Raw genomic sequence first — 24,915 nt, 5'->3', positions numbered from 1 at the left:
ACACCGATCGCGAGACCCTACACCCTTTGTAAGGCAGTCCGTGATCCCGCGGACGCCCTGGTCGCGGGCACCCCCCCGATTGTTTTCCTAGGGCCCCTAGGTTAAAACTAGGATCTCAAGGATCTTGGGAGGGTGCATGGTGCGGGCCGGGCTGACAGCGGAGCGGGTGACGGTCGCGGGCGCGGAGCTGGCGGACGACGTCGGGCTCGACCACGTGACCATGTCGCAGGTGGCGCGGCGACTGGGCGTGAAGGACGCGAGCCTCTACACGCACGTCCGCGGCCTGGAGGATCTGCGCGGTCGGATCGCCCTGCTGGCGGCGGACGAGAAGACCATCCGCATCGCGGAGGCGACCGCCGGGCGAGCAGGCAAAGACGCGCTCGTCGCCTTCGCGAATGCCTGGCGGGAGTACGCCCACCAGCATCCGGGCCGCTACATGGCAACGCAGACCCCGATCCAGATCGACCCCGAGCTGGCCGCAGAGGCGCCCGGACCACGACGGGCGGTCGAGCTGACCTACAGCATGCTGCGCGGCTACGGACTGGCCGAGCCGGACCTGACCGACGCCGTCCGGTTGCTGCGCAGCACGTTCCACGGGTTCGTCGCCCTGGAAGCGGCGGGCGGCTTCGCGCACGAGCGTTCGCCGCAGCAGTCCTGGATCCGCGCGCTCGACGCCCTGCACACCCTCCTGGAGCACTGGCCCCCGTTCCGAGAAGGAGACTCCTCATGACCGCCCCGACCATCGGCAGCCTGCGTGTGAACGGCGCGACCCTGCACTACGAAGTGCGAGGCCAGGGCCCGCTCCTGCTGTTGATCCCCGGAGGGACGGGCGGCGCGGCATCCTTCGACGGCATCGCCGAAGACCTGGCCGCCGAATACACCGTCGCGACCTACGACCCGCGCGGCATGTCCCGCAGCACGCTGGACGACCCCGACGCCGAGCAGCAGGTGGCCGAGCACGCCGATGACGCGTTCCGGATGCTGGAACTGCTGTCGCCCGGCGAGGCCGCCCGAGTGTTCGGCGCCAGTTCGGGCGCGATCGCCGCCCTGCACCTGCTCACCGCCCACCCCGAACGCATTGCACGCGTTGTGGTGCACGAGCCGCCAGTGGTGGAGGTCCTGCCGGACGCGGCTGAACACCGCGCACTCATCGCACAGGTGCGGGACACGTTCCGTACCCAGGGGCTCATGCCGGCGATGGCCGTGTTTGCTGCGGGCCTGAAGAAGGACGGCGACACCACCGAGCCGGAGGCCGAGATCAAGCTTCCGACCCGGACAGCGGCGCGGGCCGAGCGGACGATGGCCAACCTGCCGTACTTCGTCGGTCGGATCGTGCCCAGCTTCATGTCCTACGCGCCGGACATCCGTCGGCTGGAGGGGGTGTCGGACCGTCTCGTGATCGCCGGTGGCCAGGACTCACGCGGTGAGCTGCCCCACCGCTCGGCAGCTTTCCTGGCCGAGCGTCTCGGCACGGAGCTCCAGCCCTTCCCCGGCGGGCACATCGGACTGACCACGCACCCCGCAGAGTTCGGCGAGCTCCTGCGGAAGGCCCTCGGAGCCTCGATCTGAATCGTGCATGACCTGGTGAACTCCGTCGGAGGCGGTCGAACGAAGTGCCACGAACCTGAGACTCAACTCATCCGTCACTGCCTGAGACAGGTGGGAGAACAGCAGGTCACAGCATCGCCCTATGACAGCGAACCGGAGAACCTACAGCCCGAGGAGCGCGGGAACGACCTCGTTCCAGACCTCGCGGGGGAACACCTCGTGGCCGGTCCGCTCCAGGGCGAGGAATCGGGCGCCGGGGATCTCGGCGGCGAGGGCGCGTCCGTGTTCCAGAGGGAACAGCGGGTCCTCGGTGCCGTGCAGGACGAGCGTCGGAGCCGTGATCGCACCGAGGCGGTCCCTCCAGGGCGCTCCGGCGTCGATCAAGAAGGGGTTGGTGACCTGCGCGGCGATGTCGCGCGCGTGGTCGACGACCCGCCTCGCCCAGGCGCGCGTGGCGTCGGTGTCGAAGGGGCGTGAGGAGGCGGCGAAGGGACGCTCGCCCTCGACGAGCCAGTCGACGACGGCGGCCCGGTCGTTCCAGTCGGGCACCGGGGCGTCCTCGGCGAAGACCGCAAGCAGGGCCTCGGTGATCGGCGGCAGATCGGGCTGGTCGTGGCCCGGTCCTCCGGGGGTCGAGGACGCGAGGGCGAGCGCGGCGACCCGGTCCGGGTGGTCGAGGGCGAGCAACTGGGCGACGGCCGCGCCCTGGGACATGCCGACGATCTCCGCGGACGGCCGCTGGAGCGCGTCGAGCAGCCCGGCGGCATCGGTGACCAGGTCGCTTAGGTCGTACGGCGGCTCGCCCGCGGGGAACACGGTGGAGCGGCCCGCGTCCCGGCTGTCGTAGCGGATCACGCACCTGCCGCCGGCGACGAGGCGCCGGACGAACTCCTCGTCCCACGCGAGCATCGAGTGGCCGGCGCCGTGGATGAGGAGGAGGGGCGTGCCGGCGGGGTCGCCGAAGGTCTCGGCGCACAGTTCGACGCCGTTGGTCCGGATGAGGTGTTCGGTGCCTCGCATGGGGTGCCGCCTTCCCGTCGTCTCGTCACCTGTGACGAAGGTTCCTGCAGCCTGGCACGCGGAGGGCGCACCGGTAATCCGGAGGCCATCGTTCGGAGGATCACGTTGGATGGGGCTCATGACGACAACTTTCGAAGCCCTGCTGCCCGGTACCGAGCGGGCTCTGCTGCATCGCGTCGCGGTGGCCCAGTCCGAGGGTCGGGCGCCCTCCTTCGTGGGGGCCGTGGTGCGCGACGGCGCGCTGGTGTGGAGCGGTTCGCGCAGTTGTGTGGACGGGCACGCGCCGGACGCCGACACGCAGTTCAGGATCGGGTCGATCACCAAGGTGTTCACCGCCGTGCTGGTGATGCGGCTGCGGGACGAGGGGCTTCTCGGCCTCGACGATCCGCTGGAGCGGCACCTCAAGGGCACGAGTGCCGGGGAGGTGACGATCGCACAGCTCCTCGGCCACAGTGGTGGTCTCGCGGCCGAGACGCCCGGTCAGTGGTGGGAGCGCTCGTCCGCCGCACTGCGGCCGGAGCTCTCCGACGTCCTGGGGGAGCGGCCCTTCCTCCAGGCGCCGGGGCGCCGTCACCACTACTCCAACCCTGGTTACACGCTGCTCGGTTCACTGATCGAGGCCGTGCGGGGAGTGCCGTGGGAGGAGGCGCTGCGGCGCGAGATCCTGGAGCCGCTCGGGATGAGCCGTACGACGCTCGATCCGGTCGCTCCGCACGCGGGCGGCTGGGCGGTGCACCCCTGGGCCGATGTGATGCTGCCGGAGCCGTCCGAGGACCTCGGGCTGATGGCGTCGGCCGGGCAGCTCTGGTCGACGGCGGCGGATCTCGCCCGCTTCGCCGCCTTCCTCGCGGCAGGTGACGAGCGCGTGCTCATCGCGGCCTCCGTGGCGGAGATGCGGGCCCCGGCCGCCGCGGTCGGGGAGGGGGACTGGGAGGGAGGCTACGGGCTCGGTCTCCAGCTGATCCGCAAGGACGGCCGGACCCTGGTCGGTCACACCGGATCGCTGCCCGGCTTCGTCGCCGCCCTCTGGGTGAGCGTGGAGGACGGGCTGGCGGCGATCGCCCTCGCCAACGCCACCTCGGGGCCGCTGACGGGGGCCGTGGCCGCCGATCTCGTACGGATCGTGGCGGAGGCGGAACCGCGGTTCCCGGAGCCCTGGCGCCCGCTTCCGGAGGCCGAGGCCGACGAGGAGCTGCTCGCCCTGACGGGGCCCTGGTACTGGGGCACGTACGCCTACGGTCTCCGGATCGGCCCCGAGCGGAGTGTGGTGCTCGAACCCCTGCGGGGAGCCGGGCGGCGGGCCCGCTTCCGGGCGCTGCCCGAGGGCGGCTGGCTCGGACTGAACGGCTACTACGAGGGGGAGACGCTCCGGGCGGTGCGGCGCGCCGACGGCACCGTGAGCCATCTCGACCTCGGCTCCTTCGTCTTCACGCGGGAGCCGTACGCGCCGGCGGACGTGGTGCCGGGTGGCGTGGACGAGGCGGGCTGGCGCGGTCTCTGAGCCGTTCTGCGGTGTTTCACGTGAAACAAGCCCGATCAGCGCGTGCCGGGGTGGTGTCCCGGCACGCCGGCCGAGTGCTCCGCTGCCTCAGAGGTTCTTCTTGAAGCCCAGGTGAGAGGCCTCGAAGCCGAGCCGCTCGTAGAAGCGGTGGGCATCGGTGCGGGTGACGTCGGAGGTCAGCTGGACGAGTCGGCAGCCCTGGCGGCCGGACTCCTCGACGGCCCACTCGATGAGCAGGGTGCCCAGGCCGCTGCCGCGCTCCTCGGCGTGGATGCGGACGCCCTCGATGATCGAGCGGGTGGCGCCCCGGCGGGAGAGGCCGGGGATGATCGTCAGCTGGAGCGTGCCGACGACCTTGGCCTCGCGGACGGCCACGACGAGGTGCTGCTGGGGGTCGTCCGCCAGGCGTTCGAAGGCCACGAGGTACGGGGCGAGGTCGTCCGGGGATTCGCGCTGCGCGCCCAGCGGGTCGTCGGCGAGCATCGCGACGATGGCTTCGAGGTCCTCCGGGGTGGCGGGACGTATCTCAAGATCGCTCATGCCCCGCAGGGTACGCCGGGGGATGTCGCCGCATCACCGAGGGCGTGCCGTGCGGGTCGGACCGCCGGTGCCTAGGCGGGAACGCTCGCGCCTTCCACGACCTGGACCAGCGGGGCCAGCTCAGGGTTCTTGGCGGCCTCGTCGAGCGCCTCGCGCAGAGCGCTGTCGTTGGTGGGGCGGGCCTCCGCCAGGAGCTTCTGGCCGGATTCGGTGACATCGGTGTAGATACCGCGCCGGTCGGTGGCGCAGAGGTACCGGGTGAGCAGACCCCGGTCCTCCAGCCGGGTGACCAGCCGGGTGGTGGCGCTCTGGCTGAGGACGACCGCGTCGGCGACCTGCTTCATCTGGAGGTGCCCGCCCGGTCCGCTGTGCTGGCGGCTGAGGACGTCGAGCAGGGAGTACTCCCGCACGCTCAGGCCGTGCCGCGACTCCAGGGCGCGCTCGATGTGCGACTCGATCCTGCCGTGCAGCAGGGAGAGGGCGCACCAGCGCTGGGAGAGCGCGGTGAGTGCGGGGTCCGTCGCGGTCATGGTCTCTCCTCGGTCTCTCCTCGGTGCGGAGTGGTTCTCGACCCAGGGTAGACGATGCGACGCAATAATGCGCGTGTGCAAGTAAATCTGGGCGGGTGGACCTGATCCGCCCTGAAGCCTGGCCAGGCAGGGCGGGCGGACCGAACGCCGCCCTAACCGGCGGCGACGGTCAGGGGAGCGAAGCGGCGGCGCCAGTCGCCGGGGAGGTCGGGGAGGGAGCGGACCATCACCGCGTTGGAGGCGATCGCGTCGAGACCGTTCTCCTTCACCCAGCTCAAAAGGGCCGAGTGCCGCACGTCGATGTCCGTGCGCAGCGGGCGGTCGGTGGCGGCCGCGAGCGAGGCGATCAGGGCCTGGGCCGTGGCGGGGTCCCGGGCGATCAGGGGTCCGACGACATGGGTGTCCATGTTGGGCCAGGCCGCCGCGAAGCCGGTGATCTCGCCGTCCTCCTCCGCGACCCGGAGGTGGTCGGCGAACGCGGGTAGCCGGGTGATCACATGGGTGCGGTCCAGGCCGAAGATCTCGTGGTCCAGCCGCAGGATCGCCTGGAGGTCCTCCGCCGTCGCCGGGCGGACCGGAACGGCCGGGGCGGGCGCGGTGAACGTGAAGCGCCCGCTCACCATCTCCGCGCGGCCCGTCTCCGTGAAGCCCAGCTGCTCGTAGAGGGGCTGCCCGTACGGCGTGGCGTGCAGGGTGAGCGGAGTGTCCCCGGCTTCCGCCAGGACGTGCTCCATGAGCCGGCGTCCCACCCCTTGGCGCGCGTACCGCTCGGCGACGAGCACCATGCCGATCGCGGCGAGCCCCGGGCCGTACGACGTGACCACGGAGCAGGTGATCAGCCCGGCTCCGGAAGGGTCGTCGATGCCGTAGCCGGTGCCCGCGGCGAGGAGGAGGCCCCACTTGTGTTCCTCACGCGGCCAGCCCCGGTTCTCGGACAGGTCGGCGCAGGCGAGGAGGTCGTCCACGGTGAGGCGCCGGATGGGGAGCTGTGCGAGCGAGGAGGGGGAAATCGGCATGGTGTCAGGCTCGCCGACGCGGTGATCTTCCGTCCACCGCTTTAGCTGATCTGGCCGATACATGTGCGCGGCATGGTGCAGGAGGGGAAGCGGCGGGGGACCGGCGGACGATGGGAGTCGGCCGGAGGAGGGCGTTGATTCCATGTCGTGGGACGGAGACGATGTTTCACGTGAAACCGCGACAGCAGCGACTGCACCTCTTCGACCTCGACGGCACCCTGATCCGCGGGTCGGCCGCGGCGGTGGAGATCTCCCGGCAACTGGGTGTCGACGAGGAGATCGCCGCCCTGGAGAAGAGCTTTCTCCTGCGAGGGCTCACACCGGACGAGTTCGCCGTCCGGGCCCGCGAGCTGTGGTCCGCGCTCACCGTGGAACACGTCGCGGCGGCCTTCGAAGGGGCGCCCTGGCTGCTGGGCATTCGCGAGGTCTGGGCCGACATCCGGGACCGGGGCGACCGCTGTGCGGTCATCTCGCTCTCTCCCGACTTCTTCGTCGAGCGCCTTCTCGACTGGGGTGTCGACGCGGCGCACGGGTCGCTCTGGCCGGCCGTCCCCTTCACCGAGCCGATCCACCGGCCCGGCATCCTCGACGCGCGGGCGAAGGTGCGGATCGCACGGGAACTCTGCGCGGAGTACGGGGTGGACCCCTCCCACTGTGTCGCCTATGGCGACTCGATGTCCGACGCGGAGCTCTTCGCGATCGTGCCGGACACCGTGGCGGTGAACGCGGACCACCATCTCGCCGGGCTCGCCCGGCACAGCTACGCCGGAGGGGATCTGCGCGAGGCCTACGCCCTGGTCCGAAACAGCGCAGCTTAGTCAGAAACCCTGCTGTTTGGCCCGAGAACGCCGCTTTCCCTCCGGAGCGGCGTTCGGAGGGGTCATGCTGCGTCCACGGAAGCCGGCCAGCGCGAGGGCGAGGCACATGATGGATGCTCCGACCACCACGAGGGCAGCGGAGGACGGGGACGGGCCGGAGCGCCCGGCGGGGGGCGGCACCGGGCCCCGCCGCCCGGCGGACGACGGGAACGAACCCCGAATACCTGCGGAAGCCTCCGCCGACGCTGTACTCGTCCGCCGCACCCTCGCGGAGATCGCGCCGGTCGCCGACCGGGTGACCTCCTACTTCTACGCCCTGCTCTTCATCGGGAACCCGGGGCTGCGCGAGATGTTCCCCGCGGCCATGGACACCCAGCGGGACCGGCTCCTGAAGGCCCTGCTCACCGCGGCGGAGCATATGGACAACGCCCCGGTGCTCACCGCGTATCTGCAGAACCTCGGCAGGGGCCACCGCAAGTACGGCACCCACTCCGCCCACTACCCGGCCGTCGGCGAGGCCCTCATCGGCGCGCTCACGCGGTACGCGACGACGACCTGGGACGAGGAGACGCAGGCGGCCTGGGTCCGTACGTACACGACGATCTCCCAGATCATGATCGACGCGGCGGCGGAGGACGAGCGCTCGGCGCCCGCCTGGTGGCAGGCCGAGGTGGTCTCCCACGATCTACGGACCCCGGACATCGCCGTCGTCACGCTCCGGCCCGACCAGCCGTACTCCTTCCTCGCGGGGCAGTACACGACGCTGGAGACCCCGTGGTGGCCGCGCATATGGCGTCACTACTCGTTCGCCTCGGCGCCCCGGCCCGACGGACTGCTCTCCCTGCACGTGAAGGCGGTTCCGGCCGGCTGGGTGTCCAACGCGCTGGTCCACCGGGCGCGCCCCGGGGACGTCCTGCGCCTCGGCCCGCCGGCGGGTTCCATGACCGTCGACCACGACACGGACACGGGCCTGCTCTGTGTGGGAGGCGGCACCGGGATAGCGCCCATCAAGGCCCTGGTCGAGGACGTCGCCGAGCACGGGGACAGACGTCCGGTCGATGTGTTCTACGGGGCCCGCAACGGCCACGACCTCTACGACATCGACACGATGCTGCGCCTGCAGAAGACCTTCCCCTGGCTCTCCGTCCATCCGGTCACCGAGGAGCAGGGACGGCTCCCGGAGGCCGTCTGCCGTTACGGCTCCTGGAGCGAACGCGACGCGTATCTCTCGGGGCCGCTCGGCATGGTCCGTCGTGGGGTGGACGCGCTGCGGGGAGCGGGGGTCCCCGCGGAGCGCATCCGGCACGACTTCCTCGCCGAACTGGCCCCGACGGCCGACGATCAGCCCAGGTCGGGGGCGTGCATGGCGCGGACGCCCTCGATGTTGCCGTCGAGGTAGTGGCGCAGCGAGAGCGGGACGAGGTGCACGGCGGCGATGCCGACCCGGCTGAAGGGCACCCGGACGATCTCGTACTCGCCGACGGGTTCGTCCATCTCCGGGCCGTGCCGCAGGGAGGTGTCCATGGACTCCAGGCGGCACACGAAGAAGTGCTGGACCTTCACCCCGGAGACCCCGCCGTCGACGATGTGCTCGACGGTGTCGACGAAGCAGGGCACCACATCGACGATCTTGGCGCCGAGCTCCTCGTGGACCTCGCGGTGCAGGGCCTCGACGACGGTGGCGTCGGTGGCTTCCACGCCGCCACCGGGCGTGAGCCAGTAGGGGTCCATCCCCGGCTTGGTGCGCTTGATGAGGACGAGGTCGTCCCCGTCGAGCAGGATGGCGCGTGCGGTGCGCTTGATCACGGGCCGTTCGTTCATGGGAAGAAAATGGCCCGTCCGGGGTGTCCTGAAACTCGCCGTCCCCGGCGGAAACTCACCAGTCCCCGCGGAAGGTCGCGGTCGCCCCGCGGAGACTCACCAGTCCCCCGCGGCCCGCAGCAGTTCCTCGTGCGCGCGGGCGATGGGCGACAGCGCGAGCGTCCCCGTCCGCACGACCAGGAAGTAGGTCCGCAGCGGAGGGACGGGAGGATCGAGCAGCGCCACGAGCCGGCCCTGCTCCAGGGCCTCCTCGCAGAGATAGCGGGGCAGGACGGCGAGTCCGGCGCCGGAGGCCGCGGACTCCCGGACGGCGCGCAGATCGGGGGCGATCACGGTGGCGGCGACCGCCGGCTTGGTCTCGAAGACGCTCGCCCAATAGCGGGCCACGAACGGCAGCGACTCGTGCACCTCGACCACCGGCAGCTGCTCCAGGACCACCGCGCCCTTGCGGAGCAGGACGTCGGGGGAGAGCCGGGCCGCCCAGCGCGGGGCCGCGACCAGCACGTACTCCTCGTCGCAGAGCGGGGTGGAGACGAGCAGGCCGCCCCGGGGCCGGGCGGTGGCGACGGCCAGATCGTGGTGGCCCGCGGCGAGCCCGTCCAGGATCTCCTCGGTGTTTCCGAGGAACGACGCCCGTACGGCGAGGCCCTGGCCGACCAGCGGGGTGAGGGCCGGCAGGACACGGAGCGCGGTGAACTCCGGGGGACCGGCGACATGGAGGGTGCGGACACCGCTCTCCTCGTCGAGGCCGGTCCCGGCGATCTCGACGAGGGCGTCCAGATGAGGGGCGGCGCGGTGGGCGAGCTCGTCGCCGATGGTGGTCGGCGTGACGCCGCGGGCCTGTCTGAGGAAGAGGGGGCGCCCGAGCTGTCGTTCGAGCGTCCGGATCTGGCTGGTGACGGCCGGCTGGGAGAGCCCGAGGAGCGCGGCGGCGCGGGTGAAGGAGCCGGCCCGGTGCACCGTGACGAACGTGCGCAGCAGGGCCAGATCCATGTCCGCCCCCTCCCGGCCGTGCGGCCGTTCGACTCAGGCGGTCGGCTGACTGCGCCTCAGGACCGTCCAACTATAAATAAGTCGATAGGTCTCTGTCGCTACCGTGATTGGACACTGACGCACAGTCAACTAGCCTTGGTCAGGCGGTCTCCGCGCGTGGAACCGAGGCGTTCCGAGCCACGAGGGGGGAGGCTCGGAGCGCCTCGTTCTGTGCGCCCGGGACCGGCGCGGACCGTGCCCGGGACGGGCACGGGTCGTGCTCAGCGCCGGCGCGGGCCGTGCTCAGCACCGGTAACGGCCGGCTGCCGGACGGGTCGGCACCCCGTCGGGTGCGGGAGCCGGACCGGTCTACACCCCGGCCTCGTCGAGCGCCCGCAGCACATCGGCGATCAGGTCCTCCGGATCCTCGGCGCCGACCGAGAACCGGATGAAGCCCTCCGCGACCGCGTCCCCGCCCCAGCGCCCGCGCCGCTCCGCCGTGGAGCGCACGCCGCCGAAGCTGGTCGCGTCGTCCACGATCCGCAGCGCGTCGAGGAACCGATCGGCCCGCTTCCGGTCCGCCAGTTCGAAGGAGACCACGGACCCGAAGCGCCGCATCTGCCGGGCGGCCACCGTGTGCGAGGGGTCGTCGGGCAGCCCCGGGTAGCGCAGCCCGGTCACGTCCGCGCGCCCCGCGAGGGTCTGCGCGAGCGCGAGCGCGGTGGAGCACTGGCGGTCGATCCGCAGCTGCAGCGTGGCGAGCGAACGATGGGCGAGCCAGGCCTCCATGGGGCCGGGGATGGCGCCGACGACCTTGCGCCAGCGTCGTACCTCCGCCGCCCGCTCGGGATCACGACAGCTGACATGACCGAGCAGGATGTCGCCGTGCCCGGTCAGGCCCTTGGTGTCGCTGGCGACGGAGAAGTCCGCGCCCAGTTCGAGCGGGCGCTGGCCGAGCGGGGTGGCGAGCGTGTTGTCGACGGCCACGAGCGCCCCCACGGCATGCGCCTCGCGCACCAGCCGCCGGATGTCGCAGACGTCGAGCCCCGGGTTGGACGGGGTCTCGATCCACAGCAGCCGGGCCCCTTCGAGGACGGCGAGCTGGCCGTCGCCGCCGGTGGGCGCGGTGCGGACCTCGATGCCGTACGCCCTCAGCTGCTCGTGCAGCAGGGGCAGCGCCTGGTAGCCGTCGCCGGGCACCACCACGGTGTCGCCCGTCCTCAGCTGCGAGAGGAGGACGGCGGAGATCGCGGCCATGCCCGAGGCGAAGACCAGCGTCTCGACGCCCTGCTCCCCCGGTGCCTCCAGCTCGCCGATCGCCCGCTCCAGATGCGTCCACGTCGGGTTCTCGTCGCGGCCGTACGCGTATCCGCCGGTCGGCTCGCCCGGCAGATGGAAGTGGGCGGCGAAGACCGGCCCCGGCAGGGTCGGCTCGTACTTCACGGGTTCGGGCAGCCCTGCCCGGACCGCGCGTGTGCCGTCGCCGTAGTGCTTGTCGGTCACGGTGTCCGTTCCTCCAGTTCACGGCGTACGGCCGCGAGCAGTTCTCCGCTCGCGGCCTCCACCATCTCCAGGCACTCCTCGAAGCCCTCGCGGCCCCCGTAGTACGGGTCGGGGACGTCGAGGCCGTCCCCGGCGGCCGGGTCGTAGGAGCGCAGCAGTCGTATCCGCGCCGCCTCTTCAGGCGTCCGGGCGAGCTCGCGGAGCTCTCGCAGATGTCCTTCGTCCAGCGCGATCACCAAATCGAGGGCGGAAAACCAGGAGGGCCGGAACTGGCGGGCGGTGTGCGCCGAGGTGTAGCCGTTCTCCTCGAGGACGGCGACCGTGCGCGGGTCGGCGCCGTCGCCCTCGTGCCAGCCTCCGGTTCCGGCGCTGTCGACCTCCACCAGTCCGGCGAGGCCGGCGTCCTCCACGTGTCTGCGGAAGACGTGCTCGGCCATCGGCGAGCGGCAGATGTTGCCGGTGCAGACGAAGCAGACGCGGTAGGTCACGGTCTGTCCTCAGTCGCCGTCGGGGAGCACGACGTTCAGCGCCCACGAGACGACGGAGATGATCAGGCCGCCGAGGACGGCGGTCCAGAAGCCCTCCACGTGGAAACTGAGGTCGAACTGCTCGGCCAGCCAGGACGTGAGGAGCAGCATCAGGGCGTTGACCACGAGGGTGATCAGGCCGAGCGTCAGAATGAAGAGCGGGAGCGTCAGCAGTTGGACGATCGGCTTGACCAAGAAGTTCACGAGCCCGAAGACCAGGGCGACGAGAATGAGGGTGAGGGCCTTGTTTCCGGTGCTGTCACCGGTCAGCGTGATGTCCTGGACCAGCCAGATGGCCACTCCCAGGGCGCCCGCGTTGGCGAGCGTCTTGACTACGAAATTCATCATGTGTCTGATCGTGGCAGACACGATCGGGCCGACGGCAGGGGCTGACAGGCGATGAAGGCATTCCGACTGGATGAACTGGAGGCGGAGCGTGCCGCGAACAAGGGCGCGTACCTCCAGTTCCTGCGGGAGCGGAACATGTCGGTGGGCCTGTACGCGCTGGACGCCGGGGAGCTCGACCCGCAGCAGCCGCACCGCCAGGACGAGGTGTACTTCGTGGTGAGCGGCCGGGCGGCGATCACGGTGGGGACGGAGACGACCCAGGTGGCGCGTGGCAGCGTGGTCTATGTGCCGGCCGGGGTGGAGCACAAGTTCCACCACATCAGCGAGGACCTGCGGGTGATGGTGGTCTTCTCCCCGCCGGAGAGCTGACGCGCCGGAGGCCTGATCCTCCGAGAGCCGGCCCGCCGGAGGCCTGAGGGTCGGACCGGCGGAGCCCCTAGGGGGCGGATCAGGGGAGAGCGGGGGCCGCGGAGCCCCCGTGCGCGTCTTCCGGAACCTAGCCTTGAGGGTGTTCGGCGCGGAGTGTGCGGAACAGGACTTCGAGAGCGAGGGAGAGGACGATGGCCGTACAGGAGGTTCTCGCGGGGATGCCGTGGTGGGTCAAGTGGGTCGCCATACCCGTGCTCGCACTGCTCGTCTTCGGCGGACTGATCACCAGCGTCCTGGCCTTCGTGGTCGGACTGCTCTTCAAGGTGCTGCTCTTCGTGGCCCTCGTCGCCGGACTGATCTACGTCGTACGGAAGTTCAGCTCCTCGGACCGGTCGCGCGAGGAGTGGTAGCACAAGCTACCGATCGGTATGAAGCCGACGGAGGGTATTAGCCCGGCCGGGGGAACGCGCTGGTCGAATCAGGGCGCGGGCCCAGGAGCTGCCACTAGAGTGGAATCCCTCCGCCGCGTTGGGGACTACAGGCGTAGACCTCCGTACTGACCAGCGGTTTCCCAGGCCCGGCGGGCGCGCGGGGGCGGCCCCCGCGGGCGGGTGCACTGCATCCGTCGTCACGCCTGGGGGTGACCTTTGGCCACGGCTACGCAGACGGCTGCGCCTACCCTGATCGGCTCGGTGCAGCGCGCGCTGAGACTTCTGGAGGCCGTGTCCTCCCATGCGGAAGGCGCCCCGGCCAAGCAACTCGCCCGTGAGACGGGCCTTCCGCTCCCCACCACGTACCACCTGCTCCGCACCCTGACGCACGAGGGCTATCTGGTCCGCGAGAAGGGTGTGTTCGTCCTTGGCGACGCCGCGGTCCGACTGGCCGGCGGCGGAGATGTGCAGAATCGTCGCATCAAGATCGAAGACTCCCTTGCCCGCTGGCGGGACGCGATCGGAGTGCCGGTCTACTTCGCCCTCTATCGCGAGGGGGAGATCGAACTCATCGCTGTGGCCGACACCCCTTCCGCTCCCGCGGTGGAGGAATGGGCCGATTTCCGCGAGACCGGTCACGCCCATGCGATCGGGCAGTGCCTGTTGAGTCAACTCGATCTGAAATCTCGTCAAGACCACCTTGACCGCCATCCGGTGGAAGCCATCACTCCGTACACGCTGCGTAACCGTCGTGCGCTTTTGGAGCGTTTGGGCGGTTTGGGGCGAATGGAGCCCCTGGTAGAGCGTCAGGAATATGCGCTCGGCACGGTCTGTGCCGCAATCCCCATCACCGCGGGTTCCACGGCGGCCGCAATGGCCATTTCCCTCCCCCTCCACCAGGAAGAACGGTTGCTCCCAGCAGTCGAGCAGCTACGTACAGAGATCGGGAGGCTCTTCAGTTCACTCGCGTTCTCTATCAGTATCTGAAAAATCACTCCTTGTGATCTGCTAGTGCTTACAGCACGATTGCGTCAAGAGGGCCACGGGGGATCATTCCTGGCCGTTTCGGTCACAGCTTTCAGCAGCTGTGTTTACACAACTGCTTCATCTACTGCGGGGTACATGATGCGAGAGTCGGTTCAGGCCGAGGTCCTGATGAGCTTCCTCGTCTCCGAGGAGCTCTCCTTCAAGATCCCGGTTGAACTCCGATACGAGACCCGCGATCCCTATGCGGTGCGGATGACCTTCCACCTCCCCGGGGACGCACCTGTGACCTGGGCGTTCGGCAGGGAGCTGCTGCTCGACGGGATCAACCGGCCGAGCGGGGACGGCGATGTGCACATTGCCCCGACGGAGCCCGAGGGCCTCTCGGACGTCTCCATCCGGCTCCAGGTCGGCGGCGATCGAGCCCTGTTCCGGGCGAGCGCACCGCCGTTGGTCGCGTTCCTCGACCGTACCGACAAACTGGTGCCACTCGGCCAGGAACGGACACTCGGTGACTTCGAGGACAATCTGGAGGCCGCCCTGGGCCGGATTCTGGCCGAGGAGAACGCGGGTCCGGCCGCCTGAGTCGGCGGCCCGTCCCCCTGTACCGGGCCCGGTCGGTCCTCACGTACCGTCTCGGCGCGCGTCGACCGGTGCACCTCACTTCGCGCGGCGGCGCCGTCCGCCCCGTACCGCCGCGGGCTTTGGGACGTCCGTGCCCGGCCGTCCCCCGGCGTCCGTGCGGTCGGCGGAGACCACCAGCGCCGCGAGCGCCGTGGTCAGCGGCACGGCGGCGACCAGACCGATCGATCCGACGAGCGTCCGGACGATCTCCTCGGCGACCAGCTCGCTGTTGGCCACCGTCCCCATGCTGCTCTGCGCGATGGAGAAGAGCAGCAGCAGCGGGAGGGCGGCACCCGCGTAGGCGAGCATCAGAGTGTTCACGACCGAGGCGATGTGGTCGCGGCCGATCCGGATACCGGCCCGGTAGAGCGCGCGCGGCCCCATGCCCGGGTCGGCCTGGTTCAGCTCCCAGACCGCCGACGTCTGGGTCACCGTGACGTCGTCGAGCACACCGAGCGAGCCGATGATCACCCCGGCCAGGAGCAGACCGGACATGTCGATGTCCGGGTACAGGCCGTGGATCAGACCGGTGTTGTCGTCGGTGTTGCCACTCAGCGAGGCCCAGCCGATGAACACCGAGCCGAGCAGACCGGTCAGCAGCAGGGAGATCAGCGTCCCGAGCACCGCGACCGAGGTGCGGGCCGAGAGCCCGTGGCACATGTAGAGCGCGATCAGCATGATGGCGCTCGATCCGACCACCGCCACGACCAGCGGATTCGACCCGTCCAGGATCGCCGGCAGGATGAAGAACGTCAGGATCAGGAAGCTCACGATCAGCGCGATCAGGGCCATCACGCCCTTCATCCGGCCGACGACCACGACCGCGACCGCGAAGATCGCGGCGAGCACCGCCAGCGGGACCTTCCGGTTCACATCGGTGACCGAGTACTGCAGATCGCGCGGGGCGTCGGGGGCGTACGCCACGACCACGCCCTGACCCTCGTGCAGTTGGCGCGGTGCGTCCGGCTGCACGATCTCGGTGAACGTCCGCCCCTTCTCCGGACCGCTGGTGACCTCGATCGTCGCCTTCTCGCACTCCCCCTGCTGCGCGTTGACGGCTTCGCGGCCCTGCGGGGTCGAGGTGTCACCGGTCGGCGGGACCTGCCCGGCGTTCACGGAGGCACAGTCCACCTGCTGGACGGCGACGACCTTGCCCTGCTCGGTCTGCCGGTCGAAGCCGACGCCGGTGCGCTCGTGCGGCGGGGTGCCACCCGGCCACAGAACCACGAGCCCGACCACGACCGCCGTGGCGAAGGGGATCAGGATCGCGGCGATGACCCTGCGCAGATGCCGGGAGACCGGGGTGGCGGGCCCATGGCTGTGGCTGTGCCCGTGGGATCCGTGTGCCGGACCGTGCCCGTGCGATCCCTGCGATCCGTGCGATGCCTGCGATCCTTGTGCCGGACCGTGCCCGTGAGAGCCGTGTGGCTGAGCATGTTGGTGAGGGCTGTGATCGTGGTCGTGGCCGTGCGGCTCGGGAGTCTGTCGGGGGGAAGTCACCGACCGATCATCGCAAGAACGGCGGGGGCCCACTGTTCAGCACGCCAGGGATGACGCTAGCGTGGTGGCACCTTTGCACACGCGGGAGCTCGGAGCACCGGGCTGAGAGGGCGCTGATCACCGTACGCGCGTACTGATGTACGTACGGGAGGAGGCTGCGCCGACCGCCGAACCTGTTACCGGGTAATGCCGGCGTAGGGAGATCGGTCTCATGACCATTCAGGATGCACGCACGCCTGCCTCCGAGCAGGACGACACCTCTGCCGACGGCGCCCGCACGCCGGGCTGGCACAAGGGGTACGTCCAGGGCTCGCGCCCCGACCTCAGGGTGCCGGTCCGTCAGGTGCACCTCACCAACGGCAAGGACGTCACGCTGTACGACACGTCCGGCCCGTACACCGACCCCACCGTCGACACCGACGTACGGCGGGGCCTTCCGCCGCTGCGCGAGAACTGGATCATCGCGCGCGGCGACACCGAGGAGTACGCGGGCCGCCCGGCCCGCCCCGAGGACGACGGCATCAAGCACACCTCGCCGCGCGGCGGGGGACTGAAGAACCTCGATGCGGTCTTCCCCGGCGGGCCGCGTGTGCCGCGCCGCGGCCGCGACGGCCAGGCCGTGACCCAGCTCGCGTACGCCCGCCGGGGGGAGATCACCCCGGAGATGGAGTACGTGGCGATCCGGGAGAACGTCTCCCCCGAGGTCGTACGGGAGGAGATCGCGGCGGGCCGCGCGGTGCTCCCGGCGAACGTCAACCACCCGGAGATCGAGCCGATGATCATCGGCAAGCGGTTCCTGGTGAAGGTCAACGCCAACATCGGCAACTCCGCCGTCACCTCCTCCATCGAGGAGGAGGTGGAGAAGATGACCTGGGCGACCAAGTGGGGCGCCGACACGGTCATGGACCTGTCCACCGGCCGCAACATCCACACCACCCGCGAGTGGGTCCTGCGCAACTCCCCCGTGCCCATCGGCACCGTGCCGCTCTACCAGGCGCTGGAGAAGGTCGACGGCCGCGCCGAGGACCTGACCTGGGAGATCTACAAGGACACGGTCATCGAGCAGGCCGAGCAGGGCGTGGACTACATGACGGTGCACGCCGGCGTACTCCTGCCGTACGTGCCCCTCACCGCGCGCCGCAAGACCGGCATCGTCTCGCGCGGCGGCTCGATCATGGCGGCGTGGTGTCTCGCGCACCACAAGGAGAACTTCCTCTACACGCACTTCGAGGAGCTCTGCGACATCCTCGCGACGTACGACGTCACGTACTCGCTCGGCGACGGGCTGCGCCCCGGCTCGATCGCGGACGCCAACGACGAGGCGCAGTTCGCTGAGCTGCGCACGCTCGGCGAGCTGAACACGATCGCCAAGCGGCACAACGTGCAGACGATGATCGAGGGCCCCGGGCACGTCCCGATGCACAAGATCAAGGAGAACATCGACCTCCAGCAGGAGATCTGCGAGGAGGCGCCGTTCTACACGCTCGGCCCGCTGACCACGGACGTCGCTCCCGCGTACGACCACATCACCTCCGGCATCGGCGCCGCGATGATCGCCTGGTGGGGCACGGCGATGCTCTGCTACGTCACGCCCAAGGAGCACCTGGGCCTGCCCAACCGCGACGACGTGAAGACCGGGGTCATCACGTACAAGATCGCGGCCCACGCGGCGGACCTCGCCAAGGGGCACCCGGGCGCGCAGGAATGGGATGACGCGCTCTCGGACGCGCGGTTCGAGTTCCGCTGGGAGGACCAGTTCAACCTGGCGCTCGACCCGGACACCGCGCGCGAGTTCCACGACGAGACGCTGCCGGCGGAGCCCGCGAAGACCGCGCACTTCTGCTCGATGTGCGGTCCGAAGTTCTGCTCGATGAAGATCTCGCAGGACATCCGGCGTGAGCACGGCGGCGACCTGAAGGCGGACGAGATCGAGGCGGGCATGGCCGCGAAGTCGGCCGAGTTCGCGGCGACCGGCAACCGCGTGTACCTGCCGCTGGCGGACTGACCCCCCGAGGGCGAGGCGAGGCCCTGCCGTCCCCAGCGCCTCGCCCACCTCCGGGACGGCAAGACAGGCAAGAACCAGCCATTCCGTCCGTGGACTGGGCAGACTGGTGCCATGACAGCGAGATCCCTCAGCAAGGGCGCCAACGTGCCAGTGGACTCTGCGGCACTGCGCGTCGAGCTTGTCTGGGCCCAGGGGCCGGGCGTGCCCGACGTCGATGCTTCGGCACTGTTGCTGACCTCGGCCGGCCGGGTCCGCGACGACGGCGACCTCGTCTTCTACAACCAGCCACGGCATGCGTCCGAAGCCGTGGCTCACCTGGGGAAGCAGAGCGCCGCCGGTGTCACGAGCGACATCGTGGCCGTGGACCTCCGCTCGCTGGATCCCGACGTCGAGCGCGTCGCGTTGTGCGCCTCGACCGACGGCGGGACCTTCGGCCAGGTGCCCGGAATGGTGCTGAGACTGCTCGACGCGGCTTCCGGGGACGAGCTGGCACGCTTCGACATGACGGCCGGCACCGAAACGGCGTTCATCTGCGGCGAGCTGTACCTGCGGCAGGGGAAGTGGAAGTTCCGGGCGGTGGGCCAGGGGTACGCCGAGGGGCTCGCCGGTCTGGCCACGGAGTTCGGCATCACGGTCGACGAGCCGGACTCGGGCGCCGCGGCGCCGGCGGGCGCCGTACCGGCTCCGCCGGCCGTTTCGGCTCCGCCGGCACCCGCCGTGCCGACTTCGGCTCCGGGCTCGGCTCCGGCTCCGGCTCCGGGCTCGGCCCCGGGCTCGGCTTCGGCTCCGGCCCCGGGCTCGGCCCCGGGCTCGGCTTCGGCTCCCGTCCCGAGCGTGTCGTCCGGGGGCCCGCGCCTCAGCAAGGGCGAGGAGCGGCTTCCCGTGGACATGCGCAAGCGGCTGTCGCTGCGCAAGGAACAGGTCGCGGTCAGCCTGCGCAAGCACGGGGCGGAGGGGGCCGTCGCGCGGGTCGTCCTCGTGCTGGACGCCTCCGGTTCCATGAGCTTTCTGTACACGCGGGGCGTCGTGGCCGACGTGGTGGAGCGGATGGCTGCGGTCGCCGCGCAGCTCGACGACGACGGTGAGATGCAGGCATGGACATTCGCCTCCCAGCCGGCCCGTCTGCCCGATCTCCGGCTCGATGACCTCCCGGAGTGGCTGCGTCTGCACGTACGCGTCGGGCAGGTGGGCCTCTTCCGTCGCAACAGGAGGCCGAAGGGGCTGGAAGCCGGGCAGGTCGACATGCGGACCGTGGGCATCCAGAACGAGGAGCAGCGGGTCATCGCCGAGGTGCGTTCCTACGTCGCCGGGAATCCCGCACCCGCCCCCACCCTGGTGCTGTTCTTCTCCGACGGTGGTGTCTATCGCAACGCCGAGATCGAGCGGGAACTGCGCGCGGCGGTGGAGGAACCGATCTTCTGGCAGTTCGTCGGTCTGGGGCGGTCCGACTACGGCGTGCTGGAACGGTTCGACTCTCTGCCCGGGCGTCGCGTCGACAACGTCGGCTTCTTCGCCGTCGACGACATCAGCACGGTCCCCGACCAGGAGCTCTACGACCGGCTTCTCTCCGAGTTCCCGAGCTGGATGACCGCCGCCCGCCAGGCCGGCATCCTCTGAACGGGCCCCGCCGCAGGCGGACCGCCACCCGCCCGCAGGCGGACCGCCACCCGCCCGCAGGCGGACCGCCACCCGCCCGGAGGCCGTGTCGCCACCCGCCCGGAGGCCGTGCCGGCCCGTGCCGCCGCGCGGGCCAGTGGTCAGGGCAGCGGTCCCTCTCCGGGTTCCTCCTGGTACGAGTAGCGCTGTTCGAGGCGTACCTCGCCGAGGTTGTGGAACCCGCGCTCCTCCCAGAAGCCGCGGCGGTCGGACGTCATGTACTCGATTCCCCGCACCCACTTGGGGCCCTTGTACCCGTACAGGTGCGGCACCACGAGCCGTAGGGGAAAGCCGTGCCCGGGTTCGAGCCGCTTGCCGTGGTTGTGGGTGGCGAGGATGGCCCGCCCGTCGAGGACGTCCTCCAGCCGCAGGTTGGCGGAGTACCCGTACTCGGCCCAGACCATCAGGTGGGTGACGTCGGCGGCCGGTGGCGCCATGTCGAGCAGCGTGGACATCAGGACCCCGCCCCAGTCGTTGTCCGGCCAGGTCATCTTCGTCACGCAGTGCAGGTCACCGGCGAGCCGCGAGTTCGGCAGGGCGCGCAGGGCGTCGAGGCTGAAGGACTGCTTGCCGGGTAGCGCGGTGGCTCCGAAGATCCGGAACTCCCAGCGGTCCGGCCTGAATCGGGGGACGGGGCCGTAGTGCAGGGTGAACCACCTGCGGGCCGTGTCCTGGTGGGGAGCGATGTCGACGCCCGGGTTTGCCAGGGGGCCGCGCCGACGAAGCCCGTAGTCCCACATCAACCGTTCCGCGTCGTCCCAGCGGCGGCGCTCGCGCAGGGCCAGGACGATCTCGAACACCTCGTCCCCGGCACGCTCGGCGGCGAGCTTGAGCACGCGCCTCAGCATGGTGCCCTGTCCGGCGTCGGCCAGGGCGACCAGTCCCTCGGCGAGCCCCTTCGCGGGCAGTCCGCTCACGTCCCGGAGGAGGGCCTCCACCTGGGCAGCACTGCCGTGGAGGCACAGGTCCTCAAGGGTGCGGACGACCTCGGGGAAGTGGTCCCGCCATTCGGCCGACCGCCACACATGCCGTCCGTCCACATCGGGCGGAGGAGGCCGCAGCTGCCGGGATCCGAACGGCGCCGACGTCGCCGGAGGCGCGTCCGTGCCGACGCCGTTCGGTGTCGGGCGAGCGCTGTGAATGAGCCGGACGCATTCGTCGATGGCACCGTGCACACGGCGCAGGGCATCGGAGACGTCCCTCAGAAAGACGGCGTCGGAGCTGTCCGAGGCCTGTTCCACCAGCCCCGCCATGGCCCAGACGTCGACGGGGCCGTCCTCGGGGAGCGGTCCGTCCCAGTCGAGGGAACGCAGGGCCCGCCCGAGTTCGGCCACCCGCCCGTCCGTCTGGCGGGCGAGGCGCAACGCCGTTCGAGCCCTGGTCGACTGGCTCCTGTCGCACATGACGTCGTCCGGCTGACTCTCCGCTCCCGGCGAGCCCTCCGGCTCCGTGTCGTCAAGGACCGGCGTCCGGCGAGGTGGTGGCGGCGAGGACGTCGCGGAGGAAGGGCAGGATGCCCCGCTCGAGGAGGGCGCGGCGCCAGGCCTCGCGGGCGCGGGAGAGTTCGTCGTCCGGTGCGGCCGCGGCCGCACCGGACCTGCTCACCTCGGCCGGGCTGTTGCGGAGGGCCGTCACGAGGAGCCCGGCGGCCGCGCCGAGCAGGCCGGCGGCCGCCACCGCGCCGAAGACCAGGCCGGCCGTGAGCAGGGTCGCCCCGAACGCCACGCTGGGGGCGACGGCGTGCATGACCGCGCCGACCAGCAGGAAGATGACGGCGGCCGCGCCCGCGAGGACGGGCACCATGACGGTGAGGATCGCGACGACACCGGGGCCGGGGCCCGGGTCCGGGCCCGGGCGGTCCGGGGACGCCGGCGTCCTGGTCCCGAGGGCCGCGCGGTGCTGCTCGCGGACCTTCACGAAGTGGTCGTACTCGCTCGCCGCGGCGCTGGTGACCAGAGTTGTCGCGTTCAGGGTCAGGGAGCGCAGTTGCGCGAGCGTGAGCCGGGTTCCCGCTCCGGCGAGCTCCGGACGTGCGTGGGCGGTGCTCAGTGCGTCGTCGAGGACCCGCTCGTACTCGGCGCGATCCTCGGTCAGCAGGTGCGGAGCCACGTTCATGTGCATCCCCCGATGCTCCGTAGGCCCGGATCAGCCGTGGGAAACGGTCGGTTGGGCGGAAACGGAGGAGAGCCTGCTACGGATGGACCCGATGGTATTGCGGTGGCGCCACACGCTGACAGGGGGTTTCCGGAATTCGACTTCCCCGGATGCGGAGGGTTATGCGTCAGCCATTCAGGGGGAGTTGGACGACCAGTAGCTTTCCGGCCATGGTCACCCCGCCGTCCATCGCGATCGCCAGACCGTCCGCGTACACGTGCGGTCCGTCGACGAGCGGGCCCGAATTGCCCTCGCCGTCCTCCGTGCCGACCTGGCCGAGGAGGTACGGGATGGGGCTGTGGCCGTGCACGATCCGGGAGCCGCCGTAGGTGGAGAGCAGCTCCTGGACGGCCTGCGGGCCGCCCTCGTCGCGAAACGCGAAGCGCTTGGTGAACTTGCGGAAGACGTCCCAGACCTCGTCGGCGTCGTTCCGGTTGAGGATCTCGTGGACCGTGTCGTTGACGTCCTCGATGGTCTGGCCGTAGTCGAGGTAGGCGGTGGTGTCGGAGTGCAGGAGGAGGTGGTCGTCCTCCCGCACCACGGCGTCGAGCCGGGACATCCACTGCAGATGGACGTCCTGGAGCCGGTCCATGTCGTGCTTCTGGCCGCCGTTGAGCAGCCAGGCGGCCTGGAAGGTGGCGGTGCCCGCGCCGGAGTTCACCGGGGTGTCGCCGAAGCGCTTGGCGCCGATGAGCAGCAGCTCGTGGTTGCCCATGAGGGCCTTGCAGTAGCCGCCGGCGGCGGCGGCCTCGGCGGAGAGCCGCATGACGAGGTCGATGACGCCGATGCCGTCGGGGCCGCGGTCGGTGAAGTCGCCGAGGAACCAGAGGCGGGCGTTGCCGGCGGCCCAGCTGCCGTTCTCGTCGATGAGTCCCTGGGCGCGGAGAGCCTCGACCAGCTCGTCGAGATAGCCGTGGACGTCGCCGACGACGAAGAGGGGGCCGGGGCCTTCGCCGCTCGTGGGGGCGGGCTCGGCGGTGGGGGCGGGCTCGGCGGCGACCGGGACCTGGACGGTGTCCCCGCGGTTGATGACCGGGAGGTCGCGCTCGGTCGGGGTGTAGCCCTCGGGCATCCCGCCCTCGGGGAAGGCGTTCCCGGGGTGGCCGGTGGCGACGGAGACGATGGAGGAGCCCGTCGTGGTCGACGAGGCGGGGGTCGGGAGCGGGGCGGGGGCCGAGGCCGGGGCGTACGCGGGAGCGGTACGGCGTCCCAGGTGCAGGGTCGGCTCGGCGGGCGCGGGCGGACCGGCCACCGGCGCGGCCGCGGCGGGCGCGTGGGTGGGGACGGCGGGGGCGTGTGTGGGGACGGCGGGAGCAGTCACGGGCACGGAGGGCGCCGGCGCGGCCGCGCCTACGGCGGCCACGGGGGCCGCGGGCGCGGCCACGGGCGCGTGCTCCGGGGGAGCGGGTTCGGCCGGTGGTGGCACCGGCAGAGGCTCCGTGGTCGTCGGATCGGTGGCATGGCCCTGTACGGGCACGCGGGCGTACGGCGGTACGCGGAAGTCACGCAATGTCGCCGTGCGCACCACGGGCTCCTGCCCGGCCCCCTGAGTCATGGACCCCTCCACCACCGTCGCGATGCCCTGCACATCGCGGACCGACCTGGTCGGGGTGGTCCGCGGTGTCGTGCGCCCATCATAGGAATGAGGGTCCTCCTGTGTGACGCACCAGGGGTGGTGAATCCGGGTCCACTCCGGGTTCACCGGTTGTTTCGCCCGAATTGAGAAGGTCGAGTCCAGGGTTGAGGCCGGTTCGGTGGCCGGTTTCGCCGTCCCGGCCCACGGGCAGGGGCGGGGACGGCGGATTCGGTGGCGCCGGTTGGCGGGGTGTCAGTCCTTCGCGGGTGAGCGCGGCGGGCTGACGGTGGTGCGTGGTGAACGGCGCTGCGAGGAGGTGCGGACGATGAGTTCCGTCGGTATCACCTGCTCGACCGGGCCGTCGGTGTCGATCCCTTCGATGGCGTCGATGAGGAGCTGGACGACGGCCGTGCCGATCCGGCGCGGCTTGAGCGAGAGCGTCGTGATGGGTGGTTCGGTGGTGGCGTAGACGGTCGACTCGCTGCAGCAGACCAGCAGCAGGTCGTCCGGGACGCGCAGCCCGTAGCGGCGCGCGGCCGCGAGGAGGTCGGTTCCGTTGGGGTCGAAGAGGCCGTACACGGCGTCGGGCCGGTCCGGTCGGGCGAGCAGCCGGTCGGCCGCGACGGCGCCCGCGCACGGGTCGTGCGCCGGGTAGGCCTCGTAGACGGGGTCCTGGCCCACCCGCTCGCACCAGTTGAGGTACGCGGTGGTGGACAGGCGGGTGTAGGTGTCGGTGGTGGTTCCGGTGAGGAGACCGATGCGGCGGGCGCCGGCGTCGGCGAGATGGTCGAGCAGATCGAGGACGGCGGCTTCGTGGTCGTTGTCGACCCAGGCCGTGACCGGAAGGGTGCCGGCGGGGCGTCCGTCGGAGACGACGGGCAGGCCCTGCCGGACCAGTTCGGTGACGACCGGGTCGTGGTCGGAGGGGTCGATGACGACGGTGCCGTCGAGGGCGACGTTCGACCAGACGTCATGGCGGGATGTGGCGGGGAGGATGACCAGGGCGTAGCCCCGCGCGAGCGCCGCCGATGTGGCTGCTCTGGCCATCTCCGCGAAGTACGCGAATTCGGTGAAGGTGAAAGGTTCATCCCCGTACGTGGTCACGGTCAGGCCGATGAGTCCCGACTTCCCGGTGCGGAGCGTGCGGGCCGCCGCGGACGGGCGGTAGCCCAGCCGGTCGGCGACCTCGCGCACGTGACGGCGGGTGGCGTCGGGGAGTCGGCCCTTGCCGTTGAGCGCGTCGGAGACAGTCGTGATGGAGACCCCGGCGGCGGCGGCCACGTCCCGGATGCCTGCCCGGCCCTGCCGGCTTCCCCGGGTCTGTGCCCGGCTCACCTGGTGCTTCCCTGCTGCTGTCATGGCGAGCCGATAGTAGGGCGATGAGGGGCGGTTGGGCCGGTCGCATATGCAGGCGTTGACAGGCACGTTTCTGCATGGCCGAAAGGCGTCAAGAGGCAAGGAATCCAAGGTAG

At 70.8% G+C, this 24,915-nt stretch carries 25 protein-coding genes and 1 riboswitch; of the genes, 11 read left to right on the top strand and 14 right to left on the bottom strand.

From position 1 onward, the window contains the following. Window positions 1-136 precede the first annotated feature (136 nt). A complete protein-coding gene (locus ACIP8Z_RS21570; protein ID WP_055599088.1) occupies window positions 137-730 on the top strand; it encodes a TetR/AcrR family transcriptional regulator in 594 nt (197 codons plus the stop codon). Further along, on the top strand, window positions 727-1,569 hold the full coding sequence (locus ACIP8Z_RS21565) for an alpha/beta fold hydrolase (protein WP_402085697.1): 843 nt from the start codon (window positions 727-729) through the stop codon (window positions 1,567-1,569). Before ACIP8Z_RS21570 ends, ACIP8Z_RS21565 begins: the two co-directional genes overlap by 4 nt. A 141-nt stretch (window positions 1,570-1,710) precedes the next feature. Here ACIP8Z_RS21565 and ACIP8Z_RS21560 read toward each other — a convergent pair whose 3' ends face one another. Then, on the bottom strand, window positions 1,711-2,568 hold the full coding sequence (locus ACIP8Z_RS21560) for an alpha/beta fold hydrolase (RefSeq protein ID WP_402085694.1): 858 nt from the start codon (window positions 2,566-2,568) through the stop codon (window positions 1,711-1,713). 118 nt (window positions 2,569-2,686) lie between these two features. Between ACIP8Z_RS21560 and ACIP8Z_RS21555 the strand changes: the two genes are divergently transcribed. Then, window positions 2,687-4,069 (top strand): serine hydrolase domain-containing protein, encoded by a 1,383-nt coding sequence (locus tag ACIP8Z_RS21555; protein WP_402085691.1) that lies wholly within the window; start codon window positions 2,687-2,689, stop codon window positions 4,067-4,069. 87 nt (window positions 4,070-4,156) lie between these two features. Here ACIP8Z_RS21555 and ACIP8Z_RS21550 read toward each other — a convergent pair whose 3' ends face one another. From ACIP8Z_RS21550 to ACIP8Z_RS21540, 3 genes are all read right to left on the bottom strand, one after another. After that, window positions 4,157-4,609, bottom strand: a complete 453-nt coding sequence (locus tag ACIP8Z_RS21550) for a GNAT family N-acetyltransferase (RefSeq protein ID WP_402085688.1) — start codon at window positions 4,607-4,609, stop codon at window positions 4,157-4,159. A gap of 71 nt (window positions 4,610-4,680) precedes the next feature. Continuing rightward, window positions 4,681-5,139, bottom strand: a complete 459-nt coding sequence (locus ACIP8Z_RS21545; RefSeq protein ID WP_402085686.1) for a MarR family winged helix-turn-helix transcriptional regulator — start codon at window positions 5,137-5,139, stop codon at window positions 4,681-4,683. Between the two features lie 152 nt (window positions 5,140-5,291). Continuing rightward, a complete protein-coding gene (locus ACIP8Z_RS21540) occupies window positions 5,292-6,155 on the bottom strand; it encodes a GNAT family N-acetyltransferase (RefSeq protein WP_402085683.1) in 864 nt (287 codons plus the stop codon). A gap of 161 nt (window positions 6,156-6,316) precedes the next feature. On the opposite strand from ACIP8Z_RS21540, the gene ACIP8Z_RS21535 reads away from it, so the two are divergent. Both ACIP8Z_RS21535 and ACIP8Z_RS21530 read left to right on the top strand, forming a co-directional pair. Next, on the top strand, window positions 6,317-6,973 hold the full coding sequence (locus ACIP8Z_RS21535; protein ID WP_402085680.1) for an HAD family hydrolase: 657 nt from the start codon (window positions 6,317-6,319) through the stop codon (window positions 6,971-6,973). A gap of 109 nt (window positions 6,974-7,082) precedes the next feature. After that, a complete protein-coding gene (locus ACIP8Z_RS21530) occupies window positions 7,083-8,372 on the top strand; it encodes a globin domain-containing protein (protein ID WP_402086517.1) in 1,290 nt (429 codons plus the stop codon). On the opposite strand, the gene ACIP8Z_RS21525 is transcribed toward ACIP8Z_RS21530, so the two are convergent. The 5 genes from ACIP8Z_RS21525 to ACIP8Z_RS21505 all read right to left on the bottom strand — a co-directional run bounded on the left by ACIP8Z_RS21525 (window position 8,315) and on the right by ACIP8Z_RS21505 (window position 12,144). Then, complete coding sequence (locus ACIP8Z_RS21525) at window positions 8,315-8,794, bottom strand: NUDIX hydrolase (protein ID WP_319316456.1); 480 nt, start codon at window positions 8,792-8,794, stop codon at window positions 8,315-8,317. The genes ACIP8Z_RS21530 and ACIP8Z_RS21525 overlap by 58 nt on opposite strands. A 96-nt stretch (window positions 8,795-8,890) precedes the next feature. Further along, on the bottom strand, window positions 8,891-9,787 hold the full coding sequence (locus ACIP8Z_RS21520; protein WP_402085678.1) for a LysR family transcriptional regulator: 897 nt from the start codon (window positions 9,785-9,787) through the stop codon (window positions 8,891-8,893). Between the two features lie 348 nt (window positions 9,788-10,135). Beyond that, a complete protein-coding gene (locus ACIP8Z_RS21515) occupies window positions 10,136-11,269 on the bottom strand; it encodes a cystathionine gamma-lyase (RefSeq protein WP_402085676.1) in 1,134 nt (377 codons plus the stop codon). Then, a complete protein-coding gene (locus ACIP8Z_RS21510) occupies window positions 11,266-11,757 on the bottom strand; it encodes a low molecular weight protein-tyrosine-phosphatase (RefSeq protein WP_402085673.1) in 492 nt (163 codons plus the stop codon). The genes ACIP8Z_RS21515 and ACIP8Z_RS21510 overlap by 4 nt, the downstream gene beginning before the upstream one ends. Before the next feature lie 9 nt (window positions 11,758-11,766). Further along, entirely contained in the window at window positions 11,767-12,144 is a 378-nt protein-coding gene (locus tag ACIP8Z_RS21505) for a phage holin family protein (RefSeq protein ID WP_402085671.1), read from the bottom strand. A 51-nt stretch (window positions 12,145-12,195) separates the two neighbouring features. On the opposite strand from ACIP8Z_RS21505, the gene ACIP8Z_RS21500 reads away from it, so the two are divergent. From ACIP8Z_RS21500 to ACIP8Z_RS21485, 4 genes are all read left to right on the top strand, one after another. Next, window positions 12,196-12,513, top strand: a complete 318-nt coding sequence (locus ACIP8Z_RS21500; RefSeq protein WP_030204915.1) for a cupin domain-containing protein — start codon at window positions 12,196-12,198, stop codon at window positions 12,511-12,513. Between the two features lie 191 nt (window positions 12,514-12,704). Further along, window positions 12,705-12,923, top strand: coding sequence for a DUF5326 family protein (locus tag ACIP8Z_RS21495; protein ID WP_187621992.1), 219 nt, complete (start codon window positions 12,705-12,707; stop codon window positions 12,921-12,923). A 270-nt stretch (window positions 12,924-13,193) separates the two neighbouring features. Next, the gene (locus ACIP8Z_RS21490) at window positions 13,194-13,931 is read left to right on the top strand and encodes an IclR family transcriptional regulator (protein ID WP_402086514.1); all 738 of its coding nucleotides are present in this window, start codon (window positions 13,194-13,196) and stop codon (window positions 13,929-13,931) included. Window positions 13,932-14,069: 138 nt separating this feature from the next. Continuing rightward, entirely contained in the window at window positions 14,070-14,513 is a 444-nt protein-coding gene (locus tag ACIP8Z_RS21485) for an SsgA family sporulation/cell division regulator (RefSeq protein WP_055599121.1), read from the top strand. A gap of 75 nt (window positions 14,514-14,588) precedes the next feature. On the opposite strand, the gene ACIP8Z_RS21480 is transcribed toward ACIP8Z_RS21485, so the two are convergent. Further along, entirely contained in the window at window positions 14,589-16,052 is a 1,464-nt protein-coding gene (locus ACIP8Z_RS21480) for a YibE/F family protein (RefSeq protein WP_402085667.1), read from the bottom strand. Between the two features lie 71 nt (window positions 16,053-16,123). After that, a riboswitch (TPP riboswitch) is annotated at window positions 16,124-16,270 on the top strand. On the opposite strand from ACIP8Z_RS21480, the gene thiC reads away from it, so the two are divergent. After that, window positions 16,264-18,057, top strand: coding sequence for a phosphomethylpyrimidine synthase ThiC (gene thiC, locus ACIP8Z_RS21475; protein ID WP_402085665.1), 1,794 nt, complete (start codon window positions 16,264-16,266; stop codon window positions 18,055-18,057). It overlaps the preceding riboswitch by 7 nt. 111 nt (window positions 18,058-18,168) lie before the next feature. Continuing rightward, window positions 18,169-19,674: a VWA domain-containing protein gene (locus ACIP8Z_RS21470; RefSeq protein ID WP_402085663.1), complete on the top strand. Its 1,506-nt coding sequence runs from the start codon at window positions 18,169-18,171 to the stop codon at window positions 19,672-19,674. A gap of 140 nt (window positions 19,675-19,814) precedes the next feature. Here ACIP8Z_RS21470 and ACIP8Z_RS21465 read toward each other — a convergent pair whose 3' ends face one another. The 4 genes from ACIP8Z_RS21465 to ACIP8Z_RS21450 form a co-directional block, all read right to left on the bottom strand. Continuing rightward, window positions 19,815-20,453, bottom strand: a complete 639-nt coding sequence (locus ACIP8Z_RS21465; protein WP_402086512.1) for a molybdopterin-dependent oxidoreductase — start codon at window positions 20,451-20,453, stop codon at window positions 19,815-19,817. Between the two features lie 715 nt (window positions 20,454-21,168). Then, window positions 21,169-21,834: a hypothetical protein gene (locus ACIP8Z_RS21460; protein WP_402085661.1), complete on the bottom strand. Its 666-nt coding sequence runs from the start codon at window positions 21,832-21,834 to the stop codon at window positions 21,169-21,171. A gap of 160 nt (window positions 21,835-21,994) precedes the next feature. After that, window positions 21,995-23,422, bottom strand: a complete 1,428-nt coding sequence (locus ACIP8Z_RS21455) for a metallophosphoesterase (protein WP_402085659.1) — start codon at window positions 23,420-23,422, stop codon at window positions 21,995-21,997. 273 nt (window positions 23,423-23,695) lie between these two features. After that, the gene (locus ACIP8Z_RS21450) at window positions 23,696-24,802 is read right to left on the bottom strand and encodes a LacI family DNA-binding transcriptional regulator (RefSeq protein WP_041130217.1); all 1,107 of its coding nucleotides are present in this window, start codon (window positions 24,800-24,802) and stop codon (window positions 23,696-23,698) included. Between the last annotated feature and the right edge of the window lie 113 nt (window positions 24,803-24,915).

It is taken from the genome of Streptomyces sp. NPDC088553 (assembly GCF_044752965.1).
In the GTDB taxonomy this organism is placed as follows: Bacteria; Actinomycetota; Actinomycetes; order Streptomycetales; family Streptomycetaceae; genus Streptomyces.
Note: the sequence above shows the minus strand (reverse complement) of the source record. Positions and strands in the feature narration are given on the sequence as shown.

Excerpts from the sequence above, each read along its gene's own strand:
- ACIP8Z_RS21570 (WP_055599088.1), top strand. The coding sequence starts at position 137 with ATGGTGCGGGCCGGGCTGACAGCGGAGCGGGTGACGGTCGCGGGCGCG.
- ACIP8Z_RS21565 (WP_402085697.1), top strand. The coding sequence starts at position 727 with ATGACCGCCCCGACCATCGGCAGCCTGCGTGTGAACGGCGCGACCCTG.
- ACIP8Z_RS21560 (WP_402085694.1), bottom strand. The coding sequence starts at position 2,568 with ATGCGAGGCACCGAACACCTCATCCGGACCAACGGCGTCGAACTGTGC.
- ACIP8Z_RS21555 (WP_402085691.1), top strand. The coding sequence starts at position 2,687 with ATGACGACAACTTTCGAAGCCCTGCTGCCCGGTACCGAGCGGGCTCTG.
- ACIP8Z_RS21550 (WP_402085688.1), bottom strand. The coding sequence starts at position 4,609 with ATGAGCGATCTTGAGATACGTCCCGCCACCCCGGAGGACCTCGAAGCC.
- ACIP8Z_RS21545 (WP_402085686.1), bottom strand. The coding sequence starts at position 5,139 with ATGACCGCGACGGACCCCGCACTCACCGCGCTCTCCCAGCGCTGGTGC.
- ACIP8Z_RS21540 (WP_402085683.1), bottom strand. The coding sequence starts at position 6,155 with ATGCCGATTTCCCCCTCCTCGCTCGCACAGCTCCCCATCCGGCGCCTC.
- ACIP8Z_RS21535 (WP_402085680.1), top strand. The coding sequence starts at position 6,317 with ATGTTTCACGTGAAACCGCGACAGCAGCGACTGCACCTCTTCGACCTC.
- ACIP8Z_RS21530 (WP_402086517.1), top strand. The coding sequence starts at position 7,083 with ATGGATGCTCCGACCACCACGAGGGCAGCGGAGGACGGGGACGGGCCG.
- ACIP8Z_RS21525 (WP_319316456.1), bottom strand. The coding sequence starts at position 8,794 with ATGAACGAACGGCCCGTGATCAAGCGCACCGCACGCGCCATCCTGCTC.
- ACIP8Z_RS21520 (WP_402085678.1), bottom strand. The coding sequence starts at position 9,787 with ATGGATCTGGCCCTGCTGCGCACGTTCGTCACGGTGCACCGGGCCGGC.
- ACIP8Z_RS21505 (WP_402085671.1), bottom strand. The coding sequence starts at position 12,144 with ATGATGAATTTCGTAGTCAAGACGCTCGCCAACGCGGGCGCCCTGGGA.
- ACIP8Z_RS21500 (WP_030204915.1), top strand. The coding sequence starts at position 12,196 with ATGAAGGCATTCCGACTGGATGAACTGGAGGCGGAGCGTGCCGCGAAC.
- ACIP8Z_RS21495 (WP_187621992.1), top strand. The coding sequence starts at position 12,705 with ATGGCCGTACAGGAGGTTCTCGCGGGGATGCCGTGGTGGGTCAAGTGG.
- ACIP8Z_RS21485 (WP_055599121.1), top strand. The coding sequence starts at position 14,070 with ATGCGAGAGTCGGTTCAGGCCGAGGTCCTGATGAGCTTCCTCGTCTCC.
- thiC (WP_402085665.1), top strand. The coding sequence starts at position 16,264 with ATGACCATTCAGGATGCACGCACGCCTGCCTCCGAGCAGGACGACACC.
- ACIP8Z_RS21470 (WP_402085663.1), top strand. The coding sequence starts at position 18,169 with ATGACAGCGAGATCCCTCAGCAAGGGCGCCAACGTGCCAGTGGACTCT.
- ACIP8Z_RS21465 (WP_402086512.1), bottom strand. The coding sequence starts at position 20,453 with ATGTGGGACTACGGGCTTCGTCGGCGCGGCCCCCTGGCAAACCCGGGC.
- ACIP8Z_RS21460 (WP_402085661.1), bottom strand. The coding sequence starts at position 21,834 with ATGCACATGAACGTGGCTCCGCACCTGCTGACCGAGGATCGCGCCGAG.
- ACIP8Z_RS21455 (WP_402085659.1), bottom strand. The coding sequence starts at position 23,422 with ATGACTCAGGGGGCCGGGCAGGAGCCCGTGGTGCGCACGGCGACATTG.
- ACIP8Z_RS21450 (WP_041130217.1), bottom strand. The coding sequence starts at position 24,802 with ATGACAGCAGCAGGGAAGCACCAGGTGAGCCGGGCACAGACCCGGGGA.